This window comes from Planococcus beigongshangi (assembly GCF_016820495.1).
Taxonomy (GTDB): Bacteria; Bacillota; Bacilli; order Bacillales_A; family Planococcaceae; genus Planococcus; species Planococcus beigongshangi.
The window spans coordinates 170,669-183,631 of sequence record NZ_JADHDU010000002.1 but is presented as its reverse complement, the minus strand read 5'-3'; the positions used below and the strand labels follow the sequence as shown (position 1 = coordinate 183,631).

Below are 12,963 nucleotides of genomic sequence, written 5' to 3'. Positions count from 1 at the left end.
ATGAATGCTAGAAAATGTATGTGGGAACGATGCCGAGTAATTGATTGATAAATCACGATAGGAAAGAGGGTTACTATGAAGAAGAACAATAAGAAGAAACAATCGGGGATGAAGCTCGCTGTTCTCCTGACGTTAGTGGCAGTTGGGATTCTCGCAGCAATCGTAGTATTGACAAATCAGGAAAGCACCTCATCAGTGGAAACCGCTGGAGTTGATATTACTGGCCAGCCAACACTTGGAGAAAGTGGTGCACCGGTCACAGTCATCGAATTTGGCGACTTCAAGTGCCCGTCCTGTAAAGCATGGGGAGAAATGGTGTATCCGCAGCTGGTGGCGGACTATGTTGACACAGGAGATGTGAAATTCTCCTATATCAATGTTCTCTTCCATGGCAATGAATCGGTCGTGGGCTCTTTGGCAGCTGAAGCCGTTTACGAACAAAGCCCGGAATCCTATTGGGACTTCCACAAAGCCTTATTCGCGGCACAGCCGTCTGAAAATCATGATGCTGCCTGGCTGACACCGGAGAAAGCCCTGGAAGTGGCCGCCGGATTTCCAGCCATTGACCAAGCCCAGATGAAAGCGGACATGGAACAGCAAGAGACGATGGATAAAGTGGATGCGGATAAGACTTTGGTAGAAGAGCATGGGGTAGCTATGACACCGACAATTGTCGTCAATGGACAGACGTTGGAAGATCCATTTGATTACGATGCCATCAAAGCGCTGATTGATGAAGCGTTAGCGGAGGAAAACTAATGGAAGAGACCCACAAACACTCGGATAAAAGTGGCTTCTGGCTGTACGGGGCTTGGTTCGTCTCGTTGATGGCGACGCTCGGCAGTCTGTATTTCAGTGAAATCAAGGGGTTCATCCCGTGTGACCTTTGCTGGTTCCAGCGGATTTTCATGTATCCGCTCGTGTTGATTTTAGGGATTGCGACGTTCCAGAACGATTGGAAGATTGCCCGTTATGCCCTGCCGTTATCGGTTATCGGGGGAAGTATCTCGGTCATGCATTACATGGAGCAAAAGATTTCAGGATTTGGAGGGATTCGCCCCTGTGTGAGTGGGGTTCCCTGCAGCGCGGAATATATCAACTGGCTGGGGTTCATCACCATTCCGTTCCTTGCCCTTGTTGCTTTTCTCTTAATTAGTATTGCGATGTTAATTTTAATCGTGAAGAAAAGAGTGAATTGATAAACCGCATCTGACAATCAATTACGGTCCATCTTTTTTTACAAAAGGCGGCGATAGGTCAGTTAAGGTAATATACAACTCAATCACCAAAAAGGAGATCAATTTATGGCTGAAGTAAGTTTATTGCTGGCGTTTGGCGCTGGACTGTTATCATTCATTTCTCCCTGTGCCCTACCGTTATATCCGGCTTTTCTATCCTATATTACCGGAGTTTCGGTCAATGATTTAAAAGAAGGCAAGGGAATGATGAGAAGCACCGCGTTGATTCACACGATTTTATTTTTAATTGGATTTTCTATCATTTTTTTAGCGTTGGGTTTATCAACTTCGCTTCTCGGAAACTTCTTCTTGGAATATCAAGTCCTTTTACGCCAACTAGGCGCTATTTTGATGGTATTTTTCGGGTTGGTCTTAACAGGCGTTTTGAAATTTGATTTTCTGCTTTCGGATAAAAAAATCCAATTTCAGAAAAGACCTTCCGGATATGCCGGTTCTGTCCTGATCGGCATCGGTTTTGCGGCTGGATGGACGCCGTGTACCGGTCCAATACTGGCGGGCGTGATTGCGCTCGGAGTAGCGGACCCGGACCGTGGACTCCTTTACATGCTGTTTTATGTCCTGGGCTTTTCGATTCCTTTTCTCTTAATGTCGTTATTTATTGAGAAAATGAGTTTCTTGAAGAAGAGAAGTGCTCTTTTCATGTCAGTTGGCGGAGCACTGATGATTCTGATGGGCGTTTTACTTTACTTTGACATGATGACTGAAATCATCGCTTTTCTATCGCAATTCACGGGTGGATTCACCGGATTTTAACAGACCGGACTTAAAATACTTAGAAAGGGTGTGACACTATATGACTGCTAAAAAGAAGAAAAAGAAGAATCGTTTGATAATGAGGACAAGCATCTTGCTTGTCCTAGTCGGAGCTATTGCCTTCACCATCTACAACGGGGTCACAAAGGAGAAAAATGATTTGCTGCAGGTTGGAGATATGGCACCCGATTTTGCATTGACTGATTTGAACGGGGAACGGCATCAGCTGTCGGATTATAAAGGACAAGGGGTGTTCGTGAACTTCTGGGGAACTTGGTGCAAACCGTGCGAGAAAGAATTTCCGCTGATGGAAAAACAATACCAAGTATACAAAGATCAGGGCGTGGAGATACTGGCCGTCAACATTGCTCAGTCGGATTATGAAGTGAGACAATTTGCCGAACAGCGGAATTTAACGTTCCCGATTATCATCGACAAGGACAAAAGTGTGATGGAAGCCTACAATATTCGCCCGTTGCCGACTACTCTATTAGTAAATTCAGAGGGGAAAATCGAGAAGATCATTACAGGTGAAATGTCGGAGGAAGACATTCAAAGCTATATGGAACAGATTAAACCAGCAGAGCTTTGAAAGAGTATTCTTTTAGTGGAACCACTATATTTACGAATGGTTTCACAGCAAATGGCGTCTAAGAAAGGAACTCCTTAGGCGCTTTATTCTATTTAACTATGGCTTTCCGGAATAAGGAGTAGAATTTTAACTGCTTCGAATTGATGTTTACATATGAGGGGTTATCGGAAGAGAAGAGACTTAAATACGAGTCTCTTTTTTTGTTTCCATAAATGCACTTTTAGATAGCCAGATCGAGACGTTGGCCAGCATTCCTGTGCCGCCTATTACAAGTGCATGTTTCACTGCGATCATTCCTTTGCTGAAATAGCGGAAATGAATGGTCATGGCTCTCTTTTTAGAATAGGAGCCTTTTGTAAGATTAGCCTAGTTTCTCCGACGTTCTAGTACTTTATGCACCATTTTAAGTTTTGCCGCTCGGAGTTTGCGCTCGTAGGGGTCAGTTTCGAGTTTCGGCCTGTCAAGATAGTCCTCGCAATACTTGATTTCATAATAGAGGATTTCATCTACTTCCCTGACGATCTGGCGTTCGGACTTCTCCACCTCGGCTTCGATCTTTGCCGTCTCAAACTCCTCAGGGTTTCGCTGGGCGATCTCTGTGAGAATGATATTAATAGACCGAGTGTCCGGTGGTTGGAATTCCTGCAGCCGCATTAACTTCTTATACAGCTTCTTGTTACTGAATCTTTTAACCCGAATTTTGCAATATCTCATGGCGCCATATTCCTCTATTCACATGGATGTAAGTTATTTTAACATTTTATCAGGTAGGATAATAACTACATCGTCACCACTTTGCTTAAACTACGGATGCCGGAATTATATTAGGAAGGTTTTTCTCTAGTAGGGAAGAGGTAAAGGAGCGGAGTCTTGCTATATCAAACTATCGAGTTTCTTTGGCGTTAGAATTTTAATTCGGTTTATATATAATGATTTCCAGAAATATTTTGGATAAAAAAGGGGAGAGGATGCTGCAAAACCAGCCCCTTTCTCCCTTTGAAACTCTAAGGGTCCCCAGCAAATCAGACAAAGCCGGTTATAAGGGAATTATCGCTATTTCCTTCTGCAACTGTCCATTTTTAAATCTGTATAAATATTTTCATTCCTCCATTTTTACTCTCGAAACAGTCATTCCATCCCCAATTGGGATAAGCAGAGATTCCAATTGAGGGTGGTTGGCCACAGTTTCATTGAACTTCTTCATCGTTCCCGTATAGTGTTTGGGTTCCACACTTTCATCCGCGACACTGCCGTTCGCAAGTACATTATCCGTCACAATTAAAGCGCCATGCCTTGCCAGTTTCATGCAAGCATTCAAGTAGTTTTCATAGTTTTCTTTGTCAGCGTCGATAAAGAAAAAATCAAATCGTCTGTTCTCGCTGATTAATTGTTCGAGGCTTTCCAAAGCGGGTCCTGTCATATACGAGACCTGATTACCGAAGCCGGCTTCAGCCAGATTTCTATGCGCTAGCTTTGCGTAGCTTTCCTCCAATTCAAGTGAAGTTAATTTTCCTTCTCTGCCAAATCCCCGGGCAAGACAAATCCCGCTGTAGCCTCCGAGAGCTCCGATTTCGAGGATATCTTTTCCTCCTTACAGGGACACAAGCATGGTCAGAAATTTTCCCGAGGAGGGCGATACGGACATGGCTCGCATACCGTTCTCTTTTATGGACAGAAGAACTTTCTCTAAAAGATCATCCTGGGTGTGAAAAACCGAATCGATGTAGTTGTTTACTTTTATCATTGGAAAGACTCCCTCACTTAAATTCATTTTTCGTTTTCGCTTGCTTCTGCTGATTCATCCACTTCATGAATCTCAAATAGTTGAACAAATTCATCAATGACTGATTCCATTGCTTTCAGTTCGCCCACTAAAATGGGATTAATTGATTGTAATTCCGGCGTTTCTAACTGCCTTTTTAATGTGGAACGTTTACTATTCAGCCTCTCTAAAAATGCAAGAGCTCTTCCTCGACGAAACGTTTTTGCTCCGCGATGATCTTTTTTCCGGCGTTCCTCACTCCGGTGATGCTTCTCTCTATTTTGCTCCCTCTGCTCTTCATTCTCCATAACACTTTCTCCTCCTTGTATACAAAACACTCCTTCTATCGTATACGTTTGTATACAATTAATCAATAAAATATAAGAGGTATTTTTAAAATGCCAGACGTGCTGTTTCTTAATTTCGAGATATATTATCTGCAAGAGTGGACTTGTACAAACATTTTAGGTGACGGTTACGTTAAAAAGTAAAATAAGGATTGCTACTTTTTACAAATATAAACGTCTATTATGCAAAGGGGATGAAAGAAATGAAAAAAAGCTCGGTGTTTATAGTCATTGGATTTCTGATCATAGCCATAATTATTTTTAAACCATTTCGTTCAGAACCGCCGACTCCGAAAATTTCGGCAGCAGAGACAGAGATTTCTACAACACAAGGATCTTATTGTTGGGATGGATTTTTATTTGCACAGTGTGTAGACACCATTCATACTACGCCATTCGACATGACAGAAGCACATACCCCAACTAAGGTATCAAAAAACGAGGAAATCGAAATTGAATTCCCTATCGGTTATCAACCCAAAACCTTGAGATTAGAGCAGTGGGTTGATGAAAACACTTCAAATATTATTGAAATAAATGATGAAAAAATTAAAGCGCCTAATGAAAGTGGCAGGTATGTATACCATGTAAGAGCCGACTGGAATCAAGGGGATGGAAATTATGCGTTCTTGATAGAGGTAGAATAACCATCAATCTTCAATATTTAGAGGAATGTTGTGGAAACTTCCGTGGTTTTCCAAGAGGAGTTGCTTTCTCAGAGAGGCATCAAGTAATGATGGTTCTTACTTCCGATTACGTATTCAAATTGGAAGTTGCCACCAGAGAGCTTCTTGACTCCGCTTTTAACCCGGCTATCGATGCCTCACCGTTTCTCTTTCTGGTGAGTTCGTTCCTAAAAGTGCACTTTTACGAATGACGCTATTTCCAGAATTATCTAGCTATTTGGATATACCTTAAGTATATTAAAGGGAATAAAGTAAATTATAAGAATCGAGAAAAAGATCTTTCATAAATACGGTTGAAAGGAGCGGAAGGATCATGGAGTTTATGATTGAGGGCAAGTAGGGATTCATCCCAATTGAACTAACAGAAGTATACGGATTCCCTGAAGAATCTATTTATTTAGGCAGTATCGAAATTAAAAGTGGAAATTATTACGCTAAAGATGCAGAGCTATGGTTTTTCACGGTGTAAGTATATGATTTTTCGTTCAGCTGAAGAAATCCAATGAAAATTAAAATTTCACGGGGGTAGGGGAATTGAAGAAAATCTCAGTGTGTTTGGTTCTGCTGGTTCTGCTCGTTGCTTGCTCAAATGAGGATGAAGGGAATTCTGCAGAAAATGACAGAGCAGAAGAACTCAATGATTTAACACAGCTTCTGGAAGAGAAAACGGCTCAAATCAATAAATTAGAGATGCATAAAGAGGAATTGCAATTAATAGTGGACAATCTTCAACTGGATTTTAACTATAAACAAGAAGAAGCTGTGTTTTATAAACAATGGCTCGATGAGTTGGTTAAAGATTATAGTGACACCGAATTAAAAGATCTGGCAATTAAACTATGGGAGTATGACTTACTGATTAACGGACTGCCTGTTCCGGCAAACGGCATGGTGGATATGAAAGAAGACACGATTGCAATTTCTTTGAGTCAACACCAATCAGCTTATCCTATTTTACCAAATGATCTTTTTATGCTAGGGCAAGTCAGCGGAAATTATATGGACCATTTAAAAATGAATTCAAACCCTTCTGAAACATATGGAACTGATGGCACAATTGTTACTGCTATACATCATAAATTCACAGATGTAGAAAAGGGGGCAACAATTTCACTGACTGTATCTGAAGAATTAAAAAAACGACTAGGACTGGAAACTACTGAAATTACAATTAATAAAAAATGAAATTTTAAGTGAGCTTGACTAATATGGATGCGACTAATTTACATCGTTTTTAAAATAGTTTTGGATACGTAATCCAGTTCTTCAGCCATTTCACTTTTTGTTGGTGTTTCTGACACCTTCACCAAGTATTCTTTGAAATGTAATTTCGAATCTAAGGGCAGTTCGCTCACTATGCAAGTTAAAAGAAACCACTTCCAATTATCGTCATTTCCAGCTAAAACAGCTTGTACTGAAGGGACAATTTCTGTTGGGAACATTAATAAGGTTTCTACTGCAATTGGTGCGACCGGCCAGTTTATATCCTTGGTGTAACCAATAAGATCCGGCAACAAAAGAAGTACCTGACTCCTATCTAAGTCTTTCAATTTTTTTGCCTGTTCTACATCAAATTTATCGTTTGGGAGCAGATTTTTCAAATCGTTCATAAACACCATCCTTTATTTGAAATAACAAATTAAATATCATGGATTTCACTGGCATTAAAAGTCTGAATTTGATTTAGATATATATAGACAAGAGGGGGAAGTCATTTGAAAAATTTGGTGAATGGGTTTTTAAAATTAATCGTCACTGGTATTTTCTTTTTTGTCTATTTGCAAATATTCTCTTTTGTTGCGTCCAACCTGCAGCTTGATGTTCCTGTACTAGAAATTATTATAATCGGACTGCTAGTAATTTTTGCATTCGTGTCAACAGCTTTTTTATTTCGTTATAGAGAACCGTCTTCCTCGTAAATATGAGTAGAGAAAAGGGAGTACCTGATGAGGATTATTGCTTCTATTGGGCGTCCTTCTGTTAGGGAGCGCTCTTTTTCTTTTGAGAAAGTTCTGGCGGTCAGGTTTTTTATAGCCGTATTTCGAAAAGAACTAGGTTTACATATCCTGGATTTATCGGAAGACTAATAAAATAATAAGCTTTTTTTAGTGAAGAGGAATTTTCTGACCAATAGGTTGCTCACAAGTTTTAAGTTATTTCGTATATTCTAAAACAAAATCTAAATAAATTTTAAGCCCGATAGCTATATTTGGCGCATCCAATTGTTCAAGCATACGCATTGCAGAAACAGCGAGTTCAATACCTTCCTCTTTGTTCCCTGTTTTGATTTTATATAGGCCATCTATGAACATTAGTTGATTTTTAAAGAACAGGTCTTCTTCCTTGATCTCCATGCTCATAAGATAAGATTTTAACGTATCATAATGTTCTATATAGGGATGAGTATATTGACCGCCCATTAAATAGATTAAGGTATTCATCAATATACTGACAATGGTCTTGTAGTATTTGGGAAAATCCTTAAAACGAAAACTCTTATCATAAGCAGTTTTTGTAAGGGTAACGACGAGTTCAGGGGGCAAAAGCAAAATAGTCGAATTGTAAAGTCTTAGTTCATAATATCCCCAGATTTCCACTTTAAATAAGTAACTACATAAAAATTCCAAATCTTCTTGTGCTATTTTGATTTCCTGTTCCTGAATAATGCTTTCAAACACTTCCAGCATTGCCAAGATGGATCGAGGGGTTATCAAAAAGGGAATGTTGGCTGATTTGATTATCTTATCTCAAAATCCATTGATAGATATAACAAACACCCAATCAATCGAGCTAGTTATAAAAGGCGGAGAAATTTATACGCAAGATGAGGTTTTAGCACATGTGCCGAACCCCTCGGACGCTCTGGAACGATATGAAAGGTTTGTAGAGGAATTTGAGGAAATAGTATCCCCTCTATGAGAAAGGGTTAAATTTTTTCTATTTCATGAAGATGGACCTCTCTAACGCATCATACACTTTGAAAAATTCAAAAGGAGTAATGACAAATGGCTGAATTCGAAGGTTATTCTTTTTCTCGATTATACAGGGATGAAAATATTGAATTCTTTTTTATTATTGGTGTGAATGATTCGGATGATTTTGATGACTACTGGGATGAGAGGATAAAAGAGGTAGTGGGGTATGCATTGATATTTACTGATAAAAATGAACGCAAGCAGAAAAACTTCATTTACCTGATTGAAAAACCTTTCAGAAAATTTGAAGATATTATTAGATACACAAAGCGGTTTGTTGACCAGATGTCCTTATCACCTAATCTTTATGACAGAGAGAATTTTAGAATCCTAAAGACGAATATAAACGGCCATTCTGTTGGATTTCCTTACATTCCTTTTATTCAAACCATCATCGGTAATGACATTCCTCAATATATTTTAGATTCCATGACCGAAGAAACCACGTTTGATACGATCTGACACGGGTCTTGCCAATTACTAATAGAGTAAGCTTATCCGATTTCACTGTTCTGCTGAATTGAAAGACACATTTCTGACAATGAATAAAAATAATAGAGCTTTTCGTCTTACTTTTTGCTAAGCGGATAAAGTATTCTACACAAAAGCTTCCTTCATTTCGCTAAAGAAGGATAAGTAAGGAAGATGGAAAGAGGAAGAAAGATGATTTCGTTTGTATTAACATTGAAAAGATTATTTTCAGCGGTATTGAGAGTAGGAAAAGAACCGATATTTAAAACACTGCTTTTAACGCTGGCTCTTATTTTGTTGTCTGGAACTCTGTTTTATCACCAGACAGAGGGATGGTCGTTGCTTGACTCGTTTTACTTTGCTTTCGTCAGTCTGGTTCCAACCGGCGTCAATACCGGCTTAACGCCAGAGGCTACCAGCAGTAAGTGGTTTACCATGTTTTATCTGGTGGGCGGAGTGGGCGTTATGCTTATGCTGTTGATGAAGCTGGGACTGGCCATCATTAAATTTGAAAAGCCCGGAGACAAGGCTGTTGAACCAAAGAAATAACTGGACGCGGGGAGAAACTCAAAACTGGGTTTCTTTTTGTATCCAGATAAAAGGAGGCGCGTTGGATGAATATCCGTAATTCCGCAAAATCCGAGCCTACTAATACAGATACGAATCAGATCCGGATAGAATGGGTGCCATTGGAAGACCTCGGAGAAAAGCGGATTTATCCAAAAGCTTTAGTTAAAGCGGTCCAGGACTTCGGAGCGGACATGAAGAGACAAGTTTATCTGGGGGATGTGAATTGATGATGAAGAAGCTGGGCAGTCGATAAGGGACTGCCCGGCTTTTATATAAGAAATTTTTACGAAATCACTTTTTGTTGCAGCTTTGTAGGAGCGGAGACGCATTCAGTACAGCGGGAATAAGCTTTTTCCTCTATCAGCCCCTTGATATAGGCAGGGCAATTCGTAAATTCCCGGTAAGTGACCGGAGTATCGATGAATCCGCACGAATCTCCCGCAAATTGTTGGGAGTGGATGCTTTTCCTTAAATGATCGACAAAATACTTCATACATTTCACTCCTCTTATCTTATTGGTACTAGAGGGATATTGAATGCCAGCAGGTTTTAACCTTTTTAAAACGTAATGAATATTTTTTAGGGCTAAAGTCTAAATTAAATAGATTTATCTTCACATTCAGAATACCTATATTCATTCATAAAGTAAAGATGAAAAAATAACTATTTGATTTTTTAATTTTAAATTATCATTCATTGGCGTGGAATCTGAATTCCTGAGTAAGTCTCTGTTTATAAATCAGGGTTTCGAGGTAACAGGTTTAAAAAGGAGTGATAGTATGTTCGAGAAAAAAGCGGGCACCCATGTCATTGAATTATTGAAACAATGGCAAGTGGATCATATATACGGTATGCCAGGGGACTCGATCAATGAATTCATGGAAGAATTGCGAAAAGAAGACAGCATCCGTTTTATTCAAGTGCGTCATGAAGAAACCGGAGCGCTGGCTGCAGCGGCTTACGCTAAGCTGACAGGCAGTGTTGGCGTCTGCATGTCAATTGCAGGTCCCGGAGCGGTTCACTTGTTGAATGGGTTATATGACGCGCAAAAAGATAAAGTGCCTGTACTGGCGATCGTCGGACAGGTCAGCAGCGAACTAGTGGGCACTGATGCGTTCCAGGAACTGAAGCTGGAGTCGATGTTCGAGGAAGTGTCGGTTTATAACCGCAGGGTCCAATCAGCCGAACAGCTGCCGGATATGCTGAACCAGGCTATACGCAGTGCATACGCAGAAAAAGGTCCGGCGGTGCTCATTGTTTCCGATGATCTATTCAGTAAAAAGATCAAACGGGATCAGGCACTGACTTCTGCTGTGTATTCAAGACCGCACACTAGGCCTGCGGAAGAAGATCTGCTGGAAGCGGCCAAACTTATCAGCAATTCCCAAAAACCCGTCATCCTGGCAGGGAAAGGGGCAGAAGGGGCTGTTGCAGAATTAATACTTTTTGCAGAAAAAATCAAAGCACCGTTCATCGCTTCATTTCCATCAAAAGGGCTGATACCGGATGAACATCCGAATAATATGGGGCATCTGGGACAGCTTGGCACAGAACCAGCAGAAGAAGTGATGAAAGATGCAGATCTGCTGATACTGGCGGGTACGGCTTATCCTTACCGTGATTATTTGCCGGACAGCGCACCAGCCATCCAGATTGATGTTGATCCGGCAGTTATCGGCAAGTATTATCCGGTTTCCGTTGGGATTGCCAGCGAACTGGAACCTGTCATGGCCTGGTTTATAGGACAGAGTGAACCGAAAGAAGCTGGTTTTCTGATGAAATATCAGGCGAAACGGGAGCGTTGGCATGAAAAGCTGCAGGCACATATGGAAAAAGAAACAGAGCAGCTGCAGCCACAGCAAGTCATAGCCGAGGTTCAGAAAATTTTAGAACCTGGAGCGGTCGTGTCGCTGGATGTCGGCAGTGTAACGCTGTGGGCAGCACGTTACCTCCGATTGACCGACCAAAAGATGGTTGTATCAGCCTGGATTGCGACCATGGGATGTGGTTTTCCGGGTGCCATAGCCGGTAAACTGGCTTATCCGGGGAAGCAGGTAATTGCTTTGAGCGGTGACGGCGGATTTTCAATGGGCATGCAGGATTTCGTTACAGCAGTGAAATACGATCTGCCGATGACCATCGTCGTTTTCAATAACAGAAAAATACAATTGATCGAAACGGAACAAGAAGAAATGGGCAATAAAGCAACGAATATTGACTTGGCGAATATTGATTTTGCTGCGTTTGCGGAAGCATGTGGAGGTTTAGGGTTTACAGTGAAGACCCGAAGTGAATTGAGCGAAGCTTTGATACAGGCGAAAAACAGTGGAAAACCGGTTGTCATAGATGCATTTGTAGAAGATATCGATTTTGAGACGCTTTAAGCGGAGTATTTTAATGAGATGAATGCGGGTTGATATTGCATGACGAAAGAGATTTGGATGGACATCGCTGGAATTTGGCAGTGATGCCGGAATGATCGGAAATGTAACTATAACTATAACTGAAACGAGATTGCTGATGCTGTTCAGTGATTTCGTTTTTTTAATTTGAGATTGTTTTGAGGCTGTATTGCATGGATGAATCTGTTGAAATTATATCAGTCGGATATAAATGACTCGTCAAAATTACGCTTAAGAAGTGATTCAACAGTAAAACTGTCAAATCAGCCGATTTCTATAGAAAAATCGCCTTTGTCTCAATATCATGAGTATACTTATATTATGATACTCAACTTCCTATAATTTATATTATGTAAACTCAAATATTTTCAGCATTAATTTTTATTAAACTTCCTCCACCCGGCCTTCAATCTGTTTTTCAGTATACCGAATTCGGTAATAAAATAAAAAGCACGAAAACCGCTATCAGGCACGGTCTTCATGCTCTATTGGATCATCTCTACATCCGTCCGATGCAAAACTGATAAATTGCCGCCGTCGCCAAACAGTCGCCAAGTGCATCGTGTGCATTATGCTCAAGCTCCAGATATGCTGATAACGTCGTGAGCTTGTGGTTCTTTGTCTCAGGGATCACTCTGCGTGCCAACTTTACGGTATCAATCACTGTATACTCCGGAATCGGCGTTATCTCTTCCAGTGCATACAGGAATCCCATATCAAATGGTGCATTATGAGCAATGATCGGCAGTCCTCCGATAAATGCGATCAGTTCATGAGCCACATCCTCGATGACAGGTGCGTCCTGTACATCGCTGTTTGTGATGCCGGTGATGCGTGTTATGGTGCTGGAAATCGGCCGTTCCGGATTGATCGTGACATACATCGTATCCACATGCATATGGTTCAGATATTTTACTGCGCCGATCTGAATGATTTTGTCACTGCCGGCACGCAAACCTGTCGTCTCAAAATCCAGGACGACATAATCTTCGACCCGTTTCATGCTTGATTTATATTTTCGCGGCTTTGCCGGTGCATTACGCGTCCAGCGCGGCCGGGTCTCACGCATTTTCTGTTCCAGAATCTCCCTTGCGCTCGGTCGTTCCATCCAATCACTCCTTTAAGATCCTGCACCGTATCTGCGCA

General features: G+C 40.9%; 15 protein-coding genes and 1 pseudogene. 10 read left to right on the top strand and 6 right to left on the bottom strand.

Translation table 11 applies throughout. The features are described from left to right. Positions 1–75: 75 nt before the first annotated feature. The 4 genes from IQ294_RS05035 to resA all read left to right on the top strand — a co-directional run bounded on the left by IQ294_RS05035 (position 76) and on the right by resA (position 2,604). The gene (locus IQ294_RS05035) at positions 76–759 is read left to right on the top strand and encodes a DsbA family protein (RefSeq protein WP_203332934.1); all 684 of its coding nucleotides are present in this window, start codon (positions 76–78) and stop codon (positions 757–759) included. Then, positions 759–1,199 carry a disulfide oxidoreductase gene (locus IQ294_RS05030; protein ID WP_203332933.1) on the top strand — a complete coding sequence of 147 codons (441 nt, stop codon included), beginning with the start codon at positions 759–761 and terminating at the stop codon, positions 1,197–1,199. Before IQ294_RS05035 ends, IQ294_RS05030 begins: the two co-directional genes overlap by 1 nt. Positions 1,200–1,304: 105 nt before the next feature. Continuing rightward, entirely contained in the window at positions 1,305–2,012 is a 708-nt protein-coding gene (locus IQ294_RS05025) for a cytochrome c biogenesis CcdA family protein (protein ID WP_203332932.1), read from the top strand. 40 nt (positions 2,013–2,052) lie between these two features. Beyond that, on the top strand, positions 2,053–2,604 hold the full coding sequence (gene resA, locus IQ294_RS05020) for a thiol-disulfide oxidoreductase ResA (RefSeq protein ID WP_203332931.1): 552 nt from the start codon (positions 2,053–2,055) through the stop codon (positions 2,602–2,604). A 1,099-nt stretch (positions 2,605–3,703) separates the two neighbouring features. Here resA and IQ294_RS05015 read toward each other — a convergent pair. Both IQ294_RS05015 and IQ294_RS05010 read right to left on the bottom strand, forming a co-directional pair. Continuing rightward, positions 3,704–4,348: pseudogene (locus IQ294_RS05015) on the bottom strand (O-methyltransferase). Positions 4,349–4,371: 23 nt separating this feature from the next. Continuing rightward, on the bottom strand, positions 4,372–4,674 hold the full coding sequence (locus IQ294_RS05010) for a hypothetical protein (protein ID WP_203332930.1): 303 nt from the start codon (positions 4,672–4,674) through the stop codon (positions 4,372–4,374). Positions 4,675–4,916: 242 nt separating this feature from the next. On the opposite strand from IQ294_RS05010, the gene IQ294_RS05005 reads away from it, so the two are divergent. Beyond that, on the top strand, positions 4,917–5,360 hold the full coding sequence (locus tag IQ294_RS05005; RefSeq protein WP_203332929.1) for a hypothetical protein: 444 nt from the start codon (positions 4,917–4,919) through the stop codon (positions 5,358–5,360). A 573-nt stretch (positions 5,361–5,933) separates the two neighbouring features. Beyond that, positions 5,934–6,584 (top strand): hypothetical protein, encoded by a 651-nt coding sequence (locus IQ294_RS05000; protein ID WP_203332928.1) that lies wholly within the window; start codon positions 5,934–5,936, stop codon positions 6,582–6,584. Positions 6,585–6,622: 38 nt separating this feature from the next. Here the strand turns inward: IQ294_RS05000 and IQ294_RS04995 are convergent, their stop codons facing one another. Continuing rightward, on the bottom strand, positions 6,623–7,009 hold the full coding sequence (locus IQ294_RS04995) for a DUF5071 domain-containing protein (RefSeq protein ID WP_203332927.1): 387 nt from the start codon (positions 7,007–7,009) through the stop codon (positions 6,623–6,625). A 543-nt stretch (positions 7,010–7,552) separates the two neighbouring features. Then, entirely contained in the window at positions 7,553–8,077 is a 525-nt protein-coding gene (locus tag IQ294_RS04990; RefSeq protein ID WP_203332926.1) for an Rgg family transcriptional regulator, read from the bottom strand. Between the two features lie 327 nt (positions 8,078–8,404). Between IQ294_RS04990 and IQ294_RS04985 the strand changes: the two genes are divergently transcribed. The 3 genes from IQ294_RS04985 (at position 8,405) to IQ294_RS04975 (ending at position 9,642) form a co-directional block, all read left to right on the top strand. Next, entirely contained in the window at positions 8,405–8,836 is a 432-nt protein-coding gene (locus IQ294_RS04985) for a hypothetical protein (protein ID WP_203332925.1), read from the top strand. Between the two features lie 201 nt (positions 8,837–9,037). Next, a complete protein-coding gene (locus IQ294_RS04980; RefSeq protein WP_203332924.1) occupies positions 9,038–9,394 on the top strand; it encodes an ion channel in 357 nt (118 codons plus the stop codon). A gap of 65 nt (positions 9,395–9,459) precedes the next feature. Next, positions 9,460–9,642: an NUDIX hydrolase gene (locus tag IQ294_RS04975; RefSeq protein WP_203332923.1), complete on the top strand. Its 183-nt coding sequence runs from the start codon at positions 9,460–9,462 to the stop codon at positions 9,640–9,642. Between the two features lie 56 nt (positions 9,643–9,698). Here IQ294_RS04975 and IQ294_RS04970 read toward each other — a convergent pair whose 3' ends face one another. Further along, positions 9,699–9,908 (bottom strand): hypothetical protein, encoded by a 210-nt coding sequence (locus IQ294_RS04970; RefSeq protein ID WP_203332922.1) that lies wholly within the window; start codon positions 9,906–9,908, stop codon positions 9,699–9,701. A 286-nt stretch (positions 9,909–10,194) separates the two neighbouring features. Between IQ294_RS04970 and IQ294_RS04965 the strand changes: the two genes are divergently transcribed. Further along, complete coding sequence (locus tag IQ294_RS04965) at positions 10,195–11,799, top strand: pyruvate oxidase (protein ID WP_203332921.1); 1,605 nt, start codon at positions 10,195–10,197, stop codon at positions 11,797–11,799. A 517-nt stretch (positions 11,800–12,316) separates the two neighbouring features. Here the strand turns inward: IQ294_RS04965 and IQ294_RS04960 are convergent. Beyond that, positions 12,317–12,925 (bottom strand): 3'-5' exonuclease, encoded by a 609-nt coding sequence (locus IQ294_RS04960; protein ID WP_203332920.1) that lies wholly within the window; start codon positions 12,923–12,925, stop codon positions 12,317–12,319. Between the last annotated feature and the right edge of the window lie 38 nt (positions 12,926–12,963).